The organism is uncultured Methanobrevibacter sp., assembly GCF_937906425.1.
Taxonomy (GTDB): Archaea; Methanobacteriota; Methanobacteria; order Methanobacteriales; family Methanobacteriaceae; genus Methanobrevibacter.
On the sequence record NZ_CALCYR010000072.1, the window covers coordinates 1 to 16780 of the forward strand.

At 29.8% G+C, this 16780-nt stretch carries 16 protein-coding genes; 11 read left to right on the forward strand and 5 right to left on the reverse strand.

What is annotated here, in order from left to right; all coding sequences use genetic code 11:
* Positions 1–179 precede the first annotated feature (179 nt).
* From purC to Q0138_RS01945, 5 genes are all read left to right on the forward strand, one after another.
* Entirely contained in the window at positions 180–920 is a 741-nt protein-coding gene (gene purC / locus Q0138_RS01925; protein ID WP_297980145.1) for a phosphoribosylaminoimidazolesuccinocarboxamide synthase, read from the forward strand.
* Between the two features lie 180 nt (positions 921–1100).
* Positions 1101–1376, forward strand: coding sequence for a phosphoribosylformylglycinamidine synthase subunit PurS (gene purS / locus Q0138_RS01930; RefSeq protein ID WP_297980147.1), 276 nt, complete (start codon positions 1101–1103; stop codon positions 1374–1376).
* A gap of 198 nt (positions 1377–1574) precedes the next feature.
* Positions 1575–2228, forward strand: a complete 654-nt coding sequence (purQ, locus tag Q0138_RS01935) for a phosphoribosylformylglycinamidine synthase subunit PurQ (protein ID WP_297980150.1) — start codon at positions 1575–1577, stop codon at positions 2226–2228.
* A gap of 117 nt (positions 2229–2345) precedes the next feature.
* On the forward strand, positions 2346–3059 hold the full coding sequence (gene cobA, locus Q0138_RS01940) for a uroporphyrinogen-III C-methyltransferase (RefSeq protein WP_297980151.1): 714 nt from the start codon (positions 2346–2348) through the stop codon (positions 3057–3059).
* Positions 3060–3159: 100 nt separating this feature from the next.
* Positions 3160–3789 carry a phosphatase PAP2 family protein gene (locus Q0138_RS01945; protein ID WP_297980154.1) on the forward strand — a complete coding sequence of 210 codons (630 nt, stop codon included), beginning with the start codon at positions 3160–3162 and terminating at the stop codon, positions 3787–3789.
* Positions 3790–4117: 328 nt separating this feature from the next.
* On the opposite strand, the gene Q0138_RS01950 is transcribed toward Q0138_RS01945, so the two are convergent.
* Positions 4118–5626, reverse strand: a complete 1509-nt coding sequence (locus Q0138_RS01950; protein ID WP_297980156.1) for a B12-binding domain-containing radical SAM protein — start codon at positions 5624–5626, stop codon at positions 4118–4120.
* Positions 5627–5994: 368 nt separating this feature from the next.
* Here Q0138_RS01950 and Q0138_RS01955 point away from each other — a divergent pair, with 368 nt between their 5' ends.
* From Q0138_RS01955 to Q0138_RS01975, 5 genes are all read left to right on the forward strand, one after another.
* A complete protein-coding gene (locus Q0138_RS01955) occupies positions 5995–6765 on the forward strand; it encodes a uroporphyrinogen-III synthase (protein ID WP_297980159.1) in 771 nt (256 codons plus the stop codon).
* Between the two features lie 169 nt (positions 6766–6934).
* On the forward strand, positions 6935–8026 hold the full coding sequence (locus tag Q0138_RS01960; RefSeq protein ID WP_297980184.1) for a glycosyltransferase: 1092 nt from the start codon (positions 6935–6937) through the stop codon (positions 8024–8026).
* Positions 8027–8183: 157 nt separating this feature from the next.
* On the forward strand, positions 8184–8507 hold the full coding sequence (locus Q0138_RS01965; protein WP_297980161.1) for a signal recognition particle subunit SRP19/SEC65 family protein: 324 nt from the start codon (positions 8184–8186) through the stop codon (positions 8505–8507).
* A gap of 198 nt (positions 8508–8705) precedes the next feature.
* Positions 8706–10130, forward strand: a complete 1425-nt coding sequence (gene recJ / locus Q0138_RS01970; RefSeq protein ID WP_297980164.1) for a single-stranded-DNA-specific exonuclease RecJ — start codon at positions 8706–8708, stop codon at positions 10128–10130.
* A gap of 544 nt (positions 10131–10674) precedes the next feature.
* Positions 10675–11502: a winged helix-turn-helix transcriptional regulator gene (locus tag Q0138_RS01975; protein WP_297980167.1), complete on the forward strand. Its 828-nt coding sequence runs from the start codon at positions 10675–10677 to the stop codon at positions 11500–11502.
* Positions 11503–11736: 234 nt separating this feature from the next.
* Here the strand turns inward: Q0138_RS01975 and Q0138_RS01980 are convergent, their stop codons facing one another.
* From Q0138_RS01980 to Q0138_RS01995, 4 genes are all read right to left on the reverse strand, one after another.
* On the reverse strand, positions 11737–12432 hold the full coding sequence (locus tag Q0138_RS01980) for a PD-(D/E)XK nuclease family protein (RefSeq protein ID WP_297980170.1): 696 nt from the start codon (positions 12430–12432) through the stop codon (positions 11737–11739).
* Positions 12433–12875: 443 nt separating this feature from the next.
* On the reverse strand, positions 12876–13328 hold the full coding sequence (locus Q0138_RS01985) for an RDD family protein (RefSeq protein ID WP_297980172.1): 453 nt from the start codon (positions 13326–13328) through the stop codon (positions 12876–12878).
* 192 nt (positions 13329–13520) lie between these two features.
* Positions 13521–14531 carry a hydrogenase expression/formation protein HypE gene (gene hypE / locus Q0138_RS01990; protein WP_297980176.1) on the reverse strand — a complete coding sequence of 337 codons (1011 nt, stop codon included), beginning with the start codon at positions 14529–14531 and terminating at the stop codon, positions 13521–13523.
* A 453-nt stretch (positions 14532–14984) separates the two neighbouring features.
* Positions 14985–15365 (reverse strand): 30S ribosomal protein S8e, encoded by a 381-nt coding sequence (locus Q0138_RS01995; protein WP_297980178.1) that lies wholly within the window; start codon positions 15363–15365, stop codon positions 14985–14987.
* Between the two features lie 621 nt (positions 15366–15986).
* Between Q0138_RS01995 and Q0138_RS02000 the strand changes: the two genes are divergently transcribed.
* On the forward strand, positions 15987–16667 hold the full coding sequence (locus tag Q0138_RS02000) for a DNA polymerase domain-containing protein (RefSeq protein ID WP_297980181.1): 681 nt from the start codon (positions 15987–15989) through the stop codon (positions 16665–16667).
* Positions 16668–16780 lie beyond the last annotated feature (113 nt).

Genomic DNA, 16780 nt, shown 5'->3' on the forward strand with positions numbered 1-16780 from the left:
AATTTTAATTATAATCAACTTAAAACTAGAAAAGAATTTAGGAAATTTATAATTATAATTAACTTAAAACTAAAAAAAAACTATAAGAAATTTTAATTATAATCAACTTAAAACTAGAAAAGAATTTAGGAAATTTATAATTAAATTTAAAAAATATGTATTTTTAAAGAGGCTTTTAAATGGATTCTAAAAACTTACTTTACGAAGGAAAAGCTAAAAGTGTTTATCAAGGCGAAAATGAGGATGAAGTCATTGTTGAATTCAGAGATGACATGACTGCTGGAGACGGTGCTAGAAAGGAAAGCATGGGTCAAAAAGGTTATATAAATTCAATTATCTGTGCAAAGATATTTGAAACCATGGAAGAAAATGGCATTCCAACCCAATTGATTGAATTAAGCCAAGCTTGTGTAATGAAAGCTAAAAAATTGGACATGATTCCAATAGAGGTTATTGTAAGAAACATAGCTACAGGAAGCATTATCAGAAAATTCCCATTTGAAGACAAAACCCCATTTAATCCACCTCTTATACAAATGGACTTTAAGGATGACGAATATCACGATCCAATGTTAAATGATGCGATTGCAATTGCACTTGGAATAGCCAGCAAGGAAGATCTTGACAAATTAAGGGAATTGGCCCTTAAGGTCAATGATGTTATGAGCAAAATGTTTAAGGACATTGGAATCATTCTTGTTGACTTTAAAATAGAATTCGGTAAGGACAAGGATGGAAATATAATCCTTGGAGATGAAATAAGTCCAGACAGTTGTAGATTATGGGACGCTGAAACCCTTGACATGTTGGACAAGGAATTGTTCAGACAAGGAAAGGACGACGAAGTTATTGACGCTTATGAAGAAGTCTTTAACAGACTTTTAACTGATGAAGACAAAGCAAAATGGAATATTGAATAAAAAATTTGATTAAATTCATAATTTTGGAATTATTTAAAAATAAATAATTATTAAATAATAAATTTGAAATTACTTAAAAAAAATAATTATTAAAGTCATAATTTTAAAATTACTTACAAAAATGACTGAATTAATCAGAACTCATATTTATAGAATTATTAAAAAAAATAGGTGTTTAAAATGATGTATGATATTGAAGTAAAAGTTTCCTTAAAACCGGGAATGTTAAATCCAGAAGCAACTACAATCCAAAGATCTCTTGCTCTTTTAGGATATGAAGTTAAAGGAACAAAAACTAAGGAAATAATTAGTTTTGTTATGGAAGCAGAATCCGAAGATGACGCAAGAGCAAAAGTGGATGACATGTGTCAAAAATTACTTTGTAACCCAATTATCCACAATTACACCATAAAAATTATTCAAATTGACTTAACTTGTGGAACTTGCGGCAAATAGATTTAAAATAAAGTTTTAAATTAAAATCAAAGAATTTAAACTAAAAATTTAAATTAATAAAAACTGATTTAAAATAAAGTTTTAAATTAACATTTAATGATTTAAAAAGAAAAGCTTTAAAATTTAAGAATTAAGATTTAATGATTTAAAGAGAAAAGCTTTAAAATTTAATTATTTTACTATTATAAGAGTGATAAAATGACAATTGGAATTATAAGATTCCCTGGAACCAACTGTGACCGTGACGTTTACAAGGCTATTGAATTGGCTGGTGGCGAAGCGGAATACATCTGGTGGGATAAGGAAAACCTAACTGATTATGATGGAATTGTTATACCTGGAGGATTTTCTTACGGAGATTATTTGCGTGCAGGAGCAATAGCTTCAAACACTCCTGTTGTTGAAGGGGTAAAGGCACTTGTAAAGGAAGAAAAACCAGTACTTGGAATATGTAATGGAGCACAAATCCTTGGTGAAATAGGACTTGTACCGGGATTGTTCATTACAAATGAAGTTCCTAAATTCAATTGTGAATGGGTTGACTTGAAAGTAAGCACAACAAGAACTCCATTTACCAAAAACTTCAAAAAGGGACAGGTAATTAAGGTGCCAATAGCTCACGCTGAAGGCAGATTCTACACAAAAGACATTGAGCTTTTAAAGGACCAAGACCAAATCGTTCTTCAGTTCAATGAGAAAAACCCTAATGGATCAATGGAAGCAATCACTGGAGTTTGTGACGAATCAGGACTTGTATGTGCAATGATGCCACACCCAGAAAGAGCTACTACAAAACTTTTAGGTTCCGACGACGGACTTCAATTCTTTAAAGGAATTTTAGACAGCATTTAAATAATTTAATTAACAATCAAATAATTAAATTATTCAATTAATCAAACTAAACAATAATGTTCTAAAATCCAATATTCAAACTTAAATTTTCATTTAAAATAAAAAGGAAAGTATAATATGCCAGTATATTTAATAGGTGCAGGACCAGGAGATCCTGATTTAATAACTTTAAAAGCTGTGAAAATACTAAATAAAGCAGATGTTGTTTTATACGACTATCTGGCCAATGAGGAAATTTTACAACATGCTCCAGAGGATGCCAAAAGGATATATGTCGGTAAAAAGGCAGGACAACATTATAAAACCCAAGATGAAATCAATGAGCTAATCATCAAAGAGGCTAAAACAAATGAAAATGTTGTAAGATTGAAAGGTGGAGATCCATTTGTATTCGGCAGAGGCGGAGAAGAGCTTTTAGCACTTGCAAAAGAGGGAATTGACTTTGAAGTCGTTCCGGGAGTAACTTCTGCAATTGGTGCACCTACAAGCATGGCATTTCCAATTACCCATAGAGCTGTAGCCACTTCATTTACAGTTGTTACAGGTCATGAAGATCCTACAAAGGAAAATAAACAGGTAAAATGGGATTATACTGCAGACACTTTAATAATTCTTATGGGAATCGGCAACATTAAGGAAAATACAAGAGAAATTATGAAATACCGTGACCCTAAAACACCTGCATGTGCAATTGAAAGCGGTACACTCCCAAATGAAAGAGTTGTATTTGGAACCCTTGATACAATTGCAGACAAAGAAATAAACACTCCTGCAATCCTTGTTATTGGAAATGTAATTAATGTATTCAAGGAAATTAAGGGAATTGAATAAATAATTCCCTCCATTAATACATAAATGAATTATAGACTTATTTTAAAATTAGTTTAAGGAATAATTCCTTATTTTTTCTTATTTTTACTTTTTTGATAAAATGAATAAAAAAAACCTATTTACAATCTTGTTTTTAATCATATTCATTGGATTGATTGTTTTAATAAAAACCAATTCAATAGATACATTTGATTTAGGACTATACAATCTTGTAACAATCAACATGAATGACACTCTTACAAGCCTATTTAAATCAATTACATTTGTAGGAAGCGGATTGGCAATAGCAAGCAGCTGTGTAATAAGCGTAATAATTACAGTGCTATTAAAAAGAAAAAGAATTGGATTTATAATAGCCCTTTGCGTTACATTCAACAGTCTTTTCAGTGAAGGATTTAAGTATATAATAGCTAGACCAAGACCGGAAATACTTCAATTGGCAAGTGAAAGCTCATATTCATTTCCGAGCAGCCATACCTTGGCATCAGTTTCACTTTGCGGAATTTTAATTTATTTCGCTATTAAAAGCAAATTAGATAAAAGAGTTAAAATAGTTTTAACTATCCTTTTAGCATTGATTCCATTTTTAATTGGAATAAGCCGTATTTATTTAGGAGTTCATAATGCAAGTGATGTAATTGGAGGATTTGCACTTGCAATGATTTTACTTTTAATTGAAATAGACATAATTGAAAAAAAGGACTTATTAAAGGAAGAAATAATTAATTAAAGAGTTACTAGTTTATAAAATAAGTAAAAACAATCTTTTTAAAATAAAATAGCTGATAAAATGACTAAAAACAATCATTTAAAATCTTTTTAAAATCAAATAGCTGATAAAATGACTAAAAACAATTATTTAAAATTAGTAAAAATATTAGTTAAGAAAACTAAAGGAAAAATAGCTAAAAATAATAAAAAAGAAGAAAAATAAGAGTTTAAAAGAAAATAAATCTTCAAAAAAGTTTAAAAAAATAAGAAAAAACTAATTTAACAATAAAATAAATTTAAAAAAATAAGAGTTTAATAAAAACTCTTAAAAATTAATTTAAAACAAGTTATTCCAAATTGTCAGACTTGCTAAAAGCTTTTTTTAACCTAAATGCAATATACTGAGTTCCTCCACGCATAACTCTCTTGAATTCAACCCAATCCAGATTGGCCAAGAAAGTCTTAACAATATAAGCAAAGGAGAAATAATACTTGCTCATCAAATTGTCTCTCAATTTTTCAATTTCATTATGATCTGCATAAGGATAGTCAACAAGACAATTCAAATAGCCATCCTCATTCAACCACTTGGAATAGTCCTCTGTAATCAGATATCCATTCTCTTTTGCCCATTTGTAAAACTCTGTACCTGGGAAAGGAACAGCCTGCTGGAAGAAACACATGTCAGGATATACTGATTGTGCAAACTTATAGGTTTCCTGAATGGTGTCAAGATTGTCTCCAGTTAAGCCAATCATAAAGCAGCCAAATACCTTAATGTCAAGTTTTCTCGCATTTTCAGCAAAAGCCCTTGACTGTTCAAGGCTTATTCCCTTCTTGATATCATTTAAAACATCCTGATTACCAGATTCATAACCGCATACAAGCAACCTGCAACCTGCATCCTTCATTTTCTTCATTGTCTCATAGGTCAGGTCAACACGTGTGTTACAGGACCATACAGGTTTCAATCCCCTTTTTATAATCTCATCACAAAACTCGATTACACGAGGCTGGTTAACTGTAAATGTGTCATCCTCAATGAATATTTCCTTGATTTCAGGAATCTCTGTAAGGATGTATTCAAATTCATCTGCCAAGTCACTTACACTGCGGGTTCTATACATTCTGCCACCCATTGTTGAAGGATAGCTACAGAAATTACATTGGTTTGGACATCCCCTTGAGGATACAATCTGAATCATTGGCTTTTGGGCAAATGCATATGCATAGTCATCAAAGTCAAGATATTTCTGATAGACCTTTGAAACATATGGAAGACTGTCCAAGTCATCCAAAGGTTCCCTGTCTTCAGTATGTCTCACTTCAAAGTCAATGGACTTTAAATCAGCACCATCAAGTCTGGCCAAGTCCTCACCATCTGAGTTTACCCTATAGGAAACTCCCTTTACAGTGGAAACATCATCGCTTGCAAGGATTTCAGGAACTGTATAGTCATATTCCTGACGAAGGACATAGTCAATTCCCAAACATTCCTTGAGAACTGCATCAGGCAATATTGTTGCATGGGTTCCTCCAATCAATATCTTTGCCTTAGGATATGCATCCTTGATTGCATTTATTACTTTATAATCATAAGCACAGGTAGGAGTGGTTATTTCAGCCATGATATAATCAGGCTTAAAGTCAATGACCTCATTGACTGTATCTTCAGGGGTGTATGCTTTTGTAATGCAGTCAACAAGTTTGCACTCATGGTTTTCCCTTTCACATACGCCTACACAGTATGCCAGCCAATATGGATAATATAAGGTACCTGATTTTGTCTTTTCAGGCCATCTGCTAGCTCTGCTTATGTTAAATTCATAAGGTAAGTTTAAAAATAATATTCTCATTAATATCGCCTATATAAGCTTAAATTTAATAAACAGTGAATAAATCAAATTATTAACTTTTAATAAAACACAAAAATTAAAAATTTTTTTAATTTTTTTAATTTTTACAAATAATTATAGTTTATAAATTATATACATAATTTTATACATATATAAATTTAGATTAAGTATTATATAAACTTAAATAAGTAATAAAGACATAAATCAATATAAGAGTGTTAAAATATAATATTTTTATAAAAAAATGAAATTGAATTTGATTAAGAAAAAAATAAATAATTTTTTAAAAATGAGATTGAATTTGATTTTTTAAAAAAAAATAAAATCATGAAAAAAAATTTCTAATAAAACTCAGAGTGAGTGGAAAAATGAGGAAAATAGCTATTACCAGACCACAGGAAAGATCAAAGGCTGCCCAAAGATTTATAGAGGAATATGGCGGAGAGGCAATTATCGTACCAACACTTGAATTAAGACTCCTAAATACAGAAACATTGAAGCAACTGATTAAAAGGGCAGGAGAGCTTGATTGGCTAATATTCACCTCAGTCAGTTCAATAGATTCCATATTCAAATTTTATCCAAACTTTCTAGACCTTTTGAACAAGGATTGTAAAATTGCAACAATCGGCAAGAAAACTGCAGAATTAGCTATAAAAAAAGGTATAAGGGTAGATATTATACCTCAAGATTATACTGCTGAAGGATTAGTTGAAGAATTTAAAAGAATCGACTTAAATAATAAAATTGTTGGAGTTCCTAGGACATTTTCTGCAAGGGATGTTTTACCAAAATGCCTTGATGAAATGGGAGCTGAAGTTATTCTTGCAGAAAGCTATAAATCACTTATTCCAGAGGACACTTCAAGAATAGAAAATCTGATAGAATGCATTATTGATGAAAACATTGATGCAATTACATTTACAAGTCCACTTACAGTCTCAAATCTCTTTAAGGTAGCTGGAAAAGAAAAGGAAACTAAACTGGCTGAAAAGTTATCAGATTCAACATTAAGTGTTGCAATAGGACCAATTACAGGAAATGTTCTTGAGGAATATAATGTAAAGCATATCTATCCTGAAAAATACACAGTAAAGGACATGATTGATTTAATGTTTGAAGAATTGAATAAAGAATAAAGGGCAAAATTAAAAAAAATACAATGAAAATAATTAAAATTACATTAAAATTTTTAAAAATAATTAAAATTAAAAATTTATAAGTTCAATAAAAACAATAATAAATTATTTTAACAAATAAACAATTTAGGGAGGTTTTTCAATTTACGACTATAAAATAAGCATAATAATACCTGTTTACAATGGGGAAAAGTACCTCCCGCTCACCTTGGATTCAATCCAAAATCAAAGCATTGGAATTGAAAACCTGGAAATAATACTGGCCGATGATTGCTCTACAGACAATTCCTATCAAATTATGGAAGAGTTTAAGGAAAATGTCAACTCACAAAGCAAAAGGGAAAATGTGAAAGTAATTCACCTAAATGAGAACATTGGAGGAGCCTACGGTCCCCGCAATATTGCATTGGACCATGTTAATGGAGAATACCTGATGTTTATAGACTCTGATGACACATATCCTCATGATGCATGTGAAAGGCTCTACAATAAGATAAAAGAATATGATTGTGACATTGTCTCTGGAAGATATCTGAGACATTATACTGCAGAAAAGATTATTCGAAAATCATACACTCCATTCAAGGAAAGCCTTGAAAAGCCATATGATGAGTATTTGGATGATTTGGTAAAAGGGTCCAATTTCAAGGGAACAGTAGGATTCCTGTGGAAAAACATATTCAGCCATTTCTTCTACAAGTCTCCAATAAACAAGGAAAACAATGAGGAAATATTCATTGAGGATTTTAAAAAGGAAAAGAAAGATGAAATAGGAATCCTGAAGGTGCTTCCTTCATTCTGGGCTAAAATCTATAGGGCAGAGCTTATAAAAAAGAACAATATAAGATTTCCTGAATGCATTTCTGCAGAGGACCTTAATTTCCTTTTGGAAGCATACATAAAAAATGAAAATGGAATATTGTTTTTAAACAATAGAATTGTCTACAATTATTATATGAGATTGGAGGAAGAGGAAAAGTCAATTACAAAAAACATTAATTTCAGATTGGTTTATGACTCTCTAAAGGCATATAGACTATCCTCCCAATTATGTGACAAAAACGGCATAAAAAATAAGGATCTCTTTTTAAATCCCTATCTGATGAATTGGATCAGTTTATGGTTAAGCAGGGAAAATACTAAAGAGGAAAATAGAATCTTTTTAAAAGAGATTGAACTTATGGAAAAAGGAAATAAGCATGGATTAAAGTATAAAATGATTTTAAAGGCCATTAAGGTTCTTTTGAAATTAAAATCCTAAATGTATAATAATCATTAAATAATATGCTAACTAATATTAAAATATAATTAAAATAAATAAAATTGGAAATTTTTATAAATGATTAATTATAATTATTATAAAAACATAAGATTAAAAACCCGATTAAATCAAATTAAACAAATTAAGAGGTGAAAACATGGCAGATGTAATGATATGGCCTATTTATTTGGATGCAGAAAAGTCATTAAGCCAAGGAAGAAAGATTTCCATGGAATATGCCATTAAAGAACCAAGATTAAAAGAAATTGTTAATGCGGCTAGAAGACTTCAATACAATTTTTATGCTGAAGAATATAAGGCTTATCCTGGAGAATGGTATAATAAATCCGGAAGAATTTCAATAACAAGTGAAGAAAGCAAAAAGGAAATTCTAATCAAGTTATCAAATGAAATCAAAAAGATTAGAGAAACTAAAAAACACAATAGACCTAATAAAAAAGGCAAAAAACGCAAAAAATAATTTAAACACAAAAGACCAAAATAAAAAGGCAAAAAACGCAAAAAATAATTTAACATCAAATAATTATTAATTAATTTTTTTTTAAAATTTAAAAAGACACCAAAGCTTTTTAACTAAAAAAATTAAAATTAAAATTTAAAAAGCTCTCTAAATCTTTTTAAAAGAAAATTCAAATTTAAATTTTTAAAAGTGACCAGCATGATAGAAACATTACCACCAGAAATGAAAGAAAAATACGAACAGGCACGTAAACTTATAGAATCCAGTGAGGACATAAAAATCTACAGCCATACAGATTGTGACGGAATATCTTCAGGAGCTATCCTGACAAGTATTCTAAAGAGAATCGGAAAGAATTATGAAATAGAAATCGTAAACCTTGATGTATTGGAGGATTTGCCAATAGAACATGAATTAACAATATTTTCCGATTTAGGTTCAGGCCAACCTGTAGACAAACATGCAAAAGAGGATTCTAAAATACTTATACTCGATCATCACCCTCCACTTAAAGAAATCGATTATTGCGATACTGTAGATCATACTTATTTAGAAATCAATCCAATATTCTATGGAATTGACGGTTCCCTGGAGATTTGTGGAGGAGGACTCTGCTATCTTCTTGCAAAGGAATTCGGATATACCGATTTAAGTTGGATTGGAGTGCTTGCTGCAATTGGAGATATGCAAAACACTAAAACAGGAAAATTGGTAGGATTAAACAATTCAATCCTTGAGGATGCAAAGAAGGAAGGATTGGTAAGGTCAAATCCAGACCTCTCATTATACGGCAAGCAAACAAGACCTCTCTTTGTTGCATTATCCTATTTCAGTGACGTTAAATTACCTATTACAGACAACAGGAATGCATGCATAGCACTTCTTAAGAAACTGGGCATTCCAAGACGTAACCAATACGATCAGGCGATAACACTTAGTGATTTGAGCTTTGAGGATAAGAAGAAATTGATAAATGCATTGATTACAATGATTTCAAAGGAAATCCCTACAAAATACAGCTCATATGTACCTAAATTGGTTATTGCAGACAGTTATGAATTCCTTCAGGAAGAGGATGGAACATTTTTAAGGGATGCCTCCGAATTTTCAACTGCAATGAATGCATGTGTTAGAAACGACAGGTCAGAAGTTGCCTTAAAGATATTGGAAGGAGATAGGGTCTTAGCCCTTGACGAGCTTGAGGAAATTTCCAAAGGACACAGATATTACCTGGCTACAAACATCACAAAAATAGGCGAGGAAAACAAAATCAAGGAAATGGACAATCTCCAATATTTCGATGGAACAGGAATCAGAAGTAATGTTGTAGGTACAATAGCTGGAATGGTTCTAAGTCAAGGGGATTGGAGAAAGCCAATGATTGCATTTACACAGGTAAGTGAAGAAAATGATGACTTAAAGATTTCACTACGTTGTTCAAGGCTTTTGGCCTATGATGGAATCCACTTCGGTAACATTATTCGTGAAGTTGCACAAAGCTTGGGAGGAAGCGGCGGAGGCCATAATGTAGCTTGTGGAGCTTATATCCCTAAAGAGAAACAGGAAGAGTTTTTAGAGCTTATGAATAAAAAACTAGATGGAAAATTGGCTATTGAGAATTAATCAATAGCTAAAAACTTTCTTTAAATAGACTATTGAATACTAATCAATAGCTAAAAACTTTCTTTAAATAAAATATTTTGTATCAAATAGCTAAAAACTTTCTTTAAATAGAATATTCTGTATTAAATAGCTAAAAACTTTCTTTTTTAAATTATCTTTTTTTATATATAAAAATAAATTTATTCAATTGTCAATTTTAATTTAATAAAAACAATGAATAAAATTAAAACTTTTTTTATCAAGTCAAATTTAATAAAAATAATAAATAAAATTAATTCTTTTTCTTAAATTAACTATTATTTTAGTCAAACTTTTAGAACAATGAGTTATTTTCCTTTTTAAACTCTCAAAAAACAAAGAAAAACTAATTTATTTTAAAAAATAAATACTCCCAATAAGTTTCAAATCACATAGACAAATCAATTCAAATTAAATCATGAAAATTCTTCCTCAAATAAACTTTAAAAAAAATTAAAATAAACTTTATATAAAATAAAGTACAAAATAATATTAAAAATAATTAAAATTTTTTTAGAGGGATTTTATGGAAATTTTACAAAAGAGAGGTGCATTGACTCATTTTCAAATATTGGGAGAAATTTCTAAACAGGAACCTAATCTTAAGCAAAAAGACTTGGCAGAACGTTTAGGAATAACCATTCAAGCGGTTTCTGAAAATATTAAAACTTTAACTGAGTTAGAATACATTACTTCCAAGGATGGAAGGGCACCATATAAAATAACTCAAAAAGGTATAGCTAAAGTTAAAAAAGATGCAATTACACTTAGAAAATATTCTGACAGTGTTTTGGATACAATGACCTATTATAAATCCACTTGGCCTGCTCTTGCTAAAGAGGATTTAAAGGAAGGGGATGAAGTAGGTTTATATATGGAAAATGGAAGGCTATACGCTTCAATCAATGCACAGACTTCAGCTTATGCAGATGTTATTCTAGACACTAAAAAAGGATTTGATGTTGCTTTAACCAACCTTAAGGGAATAATTGAAATTAAGGAAAGTAAGATTTTACTAATTAGCTTGCCTCCAATAAAACAGGGAGGATCCAGAGCTACAGACATGGATCTTGTAAAGGAGATTTATGAAAGCAAATATGAAAACTTTGGATTAAGTTCAATTGACAAGGTTGCAGCAATTGGAACCACTTCACATGCAGTTGCAAATAATTTGGACATTCCAATAGACATTGAATTCGGAGTAAGTGAAGCTGCACAATCCGCTGTTAGAAAAGGACTTAACGTTATGATTTTAGCAATTGGTGACATGACAAAGAATATTGCAAAAGACCTTGAAGATGCAAACATTCCACACCAAGTCATTGACGCTAGAAAAACAATAAGGAACATTTAAATTAAATAAAAAAAGAAAATAGCTATTTAATAGCTATTTTTAAACTATTTTTAAACTATTTTTAATATTTTTAGTAATTTTAAACAATTTAAAACTATTTTTAAAAAAAAAGATTACCACTGCTAATTTTAACTATTCTAGACTAATTTTAAGAATATGAAAAAATTATAACTATTCTAGACTTATTTTAGCAATTTTAAAAAAAGAAAAATTAAACCTAATAACTCATTTTAACTAAAAAATAGGTTTAACATCACAATATGATTGATATCTGCATTTTTTACATTTGTTTGGGTTTTTAGTTGGAATAAATGGTATTCTGTCTTCAAACAATCCATGCATTCTATCAATTACATACTTAATTTTTTTCTCATTTCTTTCGTTGAACTCCTCACTCCAGAAAATATTGTCTGTACCCCTTTCTCTAAGAGCACCCCTTATCTTACGATTGTCATCACCAATCATATGTTTAAAAGCAAGGCAATATGCCAAGACCTGATGAATGGTGGACATATATGCCCTATTTCCAGGTTTGTCATCAATTATAACAATCTCATCAGGAGTCATCCATATTTCATCAATAAAACCACGAATACCTTCTTCAGGATCCATTACAAACATTTCACGTGAGAGAATTTCCTTTTCCTTGGACAATTCATATGCTTCATCAAAGCTTGCAGGAGTTGCAGTTTCCTTAAATTTTTCTTCCAAGATCCCATGTTCCTTGGTTCCAGTTAGCATAGCTTGAGTAGGAGCGGTTTTAATTCCTTGACAGTATTGCAAATACAATACATATTCACAGTAACCTTGCTGATTTAACCAACTGATTGGAAAATTGTTCTTTCCGTTAACAATCTGCAATCCCTTAATGGTAGGATGATATCTAATATCCAAATTATCCTGACCTTTTGAAATAAGTTTATTCTCCATAAAATCCCCCTATAAAACAATAGAATTAAAAAAATTAAGTAAAATCAATTAATAAAAGAAAAATGATTAATAATAAAAAAATAGCATGAATTAAATTAAATAATTTATAATTAAATTAAGAATAATTAACATAAATATAATTTTAAGACAAATAAATAAGAATTAATCTCCAATCATTAAAATATAAACTAAAAATATTAAATTTAATAAATATTCTAATCTAAACTCCCCAAATTGAGAATGATAAATTAATCCCATATTCAAATTAGAATAAATAATTTTAATCCAATATTCCAATAAAGAATGATAAATTAATCCCATATTCGAATTAGAATAAATAATTTAAATCCAATATTCCAATTAAGAATGATAATTTAATCTAAAATTCAAATGTAGAGCAAATATTTTAATAAAAATCCAGTTTAGAGATTAATTAAAAACAACTAATATCTGAAATTATTGTAAATGTAATCGTCGTCCTCTTCTTCCACAACAACAGTTCTTGAAAATCCATCCAATAATCTAGTTTTTCCAGTGAATTTTCCAAGAATCACATCAATAATTATTGGGAACCAATAAATTTTGGAAAGAGATCTGATTAAAGCCTGACCATAACTTAAGGTATAATGCCTTCCCTGTCTTCCCCTTTTTGCAAATGAGGATTTGACTTCAATAAACATTAATCTTTTTCCAACAGTTGCACCAATGTTTTTCTCTAAAACTGTGAAATAAACAAGAATAAGGATTGGAAGAATGAATACAAAGTAATGGTAAATGCTATACATATTCAATGGATTTATTATGAAATATGCAAGATATGATAAAATCCACATAAATGCAGAGACTACAAAGAAATCAAGAACATACGCAATTACTCTTTTCATAAATAAGTTCATCTAACCACCAAATCTAAAATTTGATTATAAAAAATACAAATGGAAAAATAAATTTCCATTTAATTTGATTAAAAAATTAATAATAGGAAAAATTCCCTTTTAAAACTATGGGAAAAATTCCCATTTTTCAAGATAATAGGGAAAATAAATATCCAAATAGGAAAAATACTTTCCATTCAATAAATATAAAATTTAACAAACTCTAGGAACCGGATCTGCAATAGGAGTTTCCAAAATCCTTACTCCACCAATTCCAGTTTCAATTAAAACCTTATCGTCATCAATGACTTCACCGATAATGGCTGCGTCCTTACCATATTTGTCTGTCTTAATGGCTGCCAATATCTCTTCAGCCTTTTCAGCCTTTACACCCATTAAAACCTTACCTTCATTAGCCACTTCGTAAGGATCGATTCCTAACATTTCAGATGCAGCCCTTACTTCCTGTTTTACAGGAATTGCCTCATCCTGAAGCATGACTCCAACACCTGATTTTCTAGCCATCTCATTGATACAGTTAGCCAATCCGCCACGGGTAGGATCCTTCATTGCAGTCACTCCGCCAACTTCAAGAGCCTTTTCAATTATTCCCCACATTGGAGCAACATCAGATTGCAATTCGGTTTCAAAACCAAATCCTTCCCTGAATGACATTAAACTCATCCCATGGTCTCCAACGCTTCCGGTGATAATTATCTTATCTCCAACACTTAAGGTGGAATCCTTAATGACTTCACCCTTTTTAGCGATACCGATACCGGTGGTTACAATTACAATACCATCAAGCTTGTCCTGTTCCATAACCTTAGTATCACCAGTGATGACTGCAACATCAGCCTCTTCACAAGTTGCACTTAATGATTTAATAATCTTATCCAAATCTTCAATAGGGAAACCTTCCTGTAAGATCATTGCATTGGAAATGGCTAAAGGCTTTGCTCCCATAACTGAAACATCGTTAATAGTTCCAGCAGCGGATATTCTCCCAATATCTCCACCAGGGAAGAATAAAGGATTAACAGTATGACCGTCAGTTGTTACAACAATTTCATAGTCACCAAGAGGAATGGTTGCACCATCATCCAAAGCATCCAGACCATATCCTCCTTCAACTGATTTTTTTGATAAGTTATTAAGAATGGTTTCTGAGATTAAATTTCCCATAACCTCTCCACCAGCACCATGTGACATTCCTATTTTCATTTTATCTCCTAAAAAAATTAATAATTATAATAAAAAATTAGAAAATTGAATTTTAATTAACTAATTTGAATAATAGTATTTCATTAGTATACTATTTAACATTATAATATAAGTACTTACTATTAAATAAGTATTTGCAAAATTAAAATATTGAATTTTGTAAAACAGTAAAATAAAATTTCAAATTGGAAAGAAAGATTAAAAAAAATAGTAAATTATACTATAATCCTATTAAAAAAGATTAAAAAAATAGCAAATTAAAATTCAAATAAATGTGAAAAATAAAATTAAAAAAATAGCAAATTAAAATTCAAATAAATGTGAAAAATAAAATTTAAAAAATAGCAAATTAGACATCAATTGATGAAAAAGATTAAAAAAACATGAAAATAGTTATTCGTAAAATGTCGAACTAAATAAAAAATTAATAAAAAAAAGAAAAGAAAAATAGAATTATTCTACAATAACTCCATTGATTACTCCATCTTGACCAGGTCTGGAAGTAACTTTAGCATTACCGATTTCGGTTTCTACAATAGCACCTTTGGTAATGATATTCCTTCTTACGTAGTTAGGGTTAGCTGCGTTTTCAATTACACCGTAGATTTCTACAGTTTGAGCTTTACCGTCTGCATCAATAACGTTGATTTTATTGTCACCAGCTAATCTGAGTTTTTCGTTTCCGCCACGAGTTCTGATTTTTCTTAAGGTTTTTTCTTCAGTTAATCTGGTTTCTGCAGATTCTCTACCTAATTCGGATTTCCTTTTTCCACGATTTGCTACTCTTCTAGCACCAGATGGGGATCTGGTTGATTTACCTTGACAAATTGCCATAATACATATCTCCTATAAAATTTTCCCTTTATTATACAATTATTATAAAAAATTATCCAATTCATTCATAATTATTTTTTCATTTTTAATTATAAACAAATTAATTGAAAACTCAAAAAACAAGCCTCCGCTTCGCTTGAAAAGAGAAATAATTTAATCAAATCATAAAAGGATTAAATTGATTTTTTATTTTCTTTTTAAAAGTAAATGCGAGAATTTAATTCTCAAATAAGCAAGTTAATTAATGATTCTTATCGCAAGATTAAATAAGAATATACATATTTATATTCAAAACAATATATAAACCTAACTATTTTAAGAATTAAAATTATTTAACTAAAAAACTACAAGCCAATGCCTCCTAAAAAAAATATTTAAAATAAGAAAAATAGGAATAAAGGAAAAAATAATGCATAAATTATTTAAAAAGAAAAATTCATAAATATTATTAGTATAATTTAATTTTAAATTAAAAACTTTACTCAACTCTAAACCAATAGCATAATTTAATTTTAAATTAAAAACTTTACTTAACTCTAAACCAAAAGCATAATTTAATTTTAAATTAAAAACTTCAGTTAAATTCTAAACTAAAAAAAAAACAAAAATTCAGGTGTTAAAATGACAGAGTCTCCAGAGCAAATAGCAATTGAAAAGGAAATTCAAGTGCAAAAAGACAAATTCCTGGAATATTTCAATGGAGAGCTTCCAGACACTATGGAACTTGAATACGAAGGATTCTACAGAAGAGGATTCTTTGTAAGCAAGAAAAGATATGCTGTCATTGAAGATGGCAAGATCATTGCAAAAGGTTTAGAACTTGTAAGACGTGATTGGGCACCAATAGCTAAAAAAACCCAAGAAGACATATTAATGGCTATCCTAAAGGAAGGTAATGTTAAGAAAGCTGAAAAGATAATTAGCAAAGTCCTTAAAAAGATCAAATCTGGTGAAATTGAAACAAAGGATTTGATTATACATACTCAAATTACTAAAAATCTTGATGACTATAAACAGATTGGACCTCATGTAAAGGCTGCACGTGAGATTGAAGCTCATGGAATAAAGGTTGGAAAGGGCACAATTGTTCAATACATCATTAGCAAGGGAAAAGGAAGCATTAGTGAAAGAGCTGTTCCCTATGAGTACAGTGAAGGAATTGAATATGACAAGGAATATTATATTGAAAATCAGTTAATTCCAGCAGTTTCAAGAATGATGGAACCTTTAGGGTATGATAAAAACAGATTAAGAGAATTATCAAGCAATGAGAGACAGCAAAGCCTTGATGCTTTCTTTTAATTAAAAAATAAACCATAATTAATGATAAAATAGAATTATTTAAAAAGAAATTATTTGAAATTTTAATTAAATAATAAAAAATTATTTAAATAACAAATAATTAATAATTAAAC

What these genes read in the sequence shown, in the direction of transcription:
- Q0138_RS01965 (WP_297980161.1), top strand. Translation starts at nt 8,184, where the DNA reads ATGGCAGATGTAATGATATGGCCTATTTATTTGGATGCAGAAAAGTCA.
- hypE (WP_297980176.1), bottom strand. Translation starts at nt 14,531, where the DNA reads ATGAAAATAGGAATGTCACATGGTGCTGGTGGAGAGGTTATGGGAAAT.
- Q0138_RS01985 (WP_297980172.1), bottom strand. Translation starts at nt 13,328, where the DNA reads ATGAACTTATTTATGAAAAGAGTAATTGCGTATGTTCTTGATTTCTTT.
- Q0138_RS01955 (WP_297980159.1), top strand. Translation starts at nt 5,995, where the DNA reads ATGAGGAAAATAGCTATTACCAGACCACAGGAAAGATCAAAGGCTGCC.
- Q0138_RS01950 (WP_297980156.1), bottom strand. Translation starts at nt 5,626, where the DNA reads ATGAGAATATTATTTTTAAACTTACCTTATGAATTTAACATAAGCAGA.
- Q0138_RS01945 (WP_297980154.1), top strand. Translation starts at nt 3,160, where the DNA reads ATGAATAAAAAAAACCTATTTACAATCTTGTTTTTAATCATATTCATT.
- recJ (WP_297980164.1), top strand. Translation starts at nt 8,706, where the DNA reads ATGATAGAAACATTACCACCAGAAATGAAAGAAAAATACGAACAGGCA.
- Q0138_RS01975 (WP_297980167.1), top strand. Translation starts at nt 10,675, where the DNA reads ATGGAAATTTTACAAAAGAGAGGTGCATTGACTCATTTTCAAATATTG.
- Q0138_RS01980 (WP_297980170.1), bottom strand. Translation starts at nt 12,432, where the DNA reads ATGGAGAATAAACTTATTTCAAAAGGTCAGGATAATTTGGATATTAGA.
- Q0138_RS02000 (WP_297980181.1), top strand. Translation starts at nt 15,987, where the DNA reads ATGACAGAGTCTCCAGAGCAAATAGCAATTGAAAAGGAAATTCAAGTG.
- purC (WP_297980145.1), top strand. Translation starts at nt 180, where the DNA reads ATGGATTCTAAAAACTTACTTTACGAAGGAAAAGCTAAAAGTGTTTAT.
- Q0138_RS01995 (WP_297980178.1), bottom strand. Translation starts at nt 15,365, where the DNA reads ATGGCAATTTGTCAAGGTAAATCAACCAGATCCCCATCTGGTGCTAGA.
- purQ (WP_297980150.1), top strand. Translation starts at nt 1,575, where the DNA reads ATGACAATTGGAATTATAAGATTCCCTGGAACCAACTGTGACCGTGAC.
- purS (WP_297980147.1), top strand. Translation starts at nt 1,101, where the DNA reads ATGATGTATGATATTGAAGTAAAAGTTTCCTTAAAACCGGGAATGTTA.
- cobA (WP_297980151.1), top strand. Translation starts at nt 2,346, where the DNA reads ATGCCAGTATATTTAATAGGTGCAGGACCAGGAGATCCTGATTTAATA.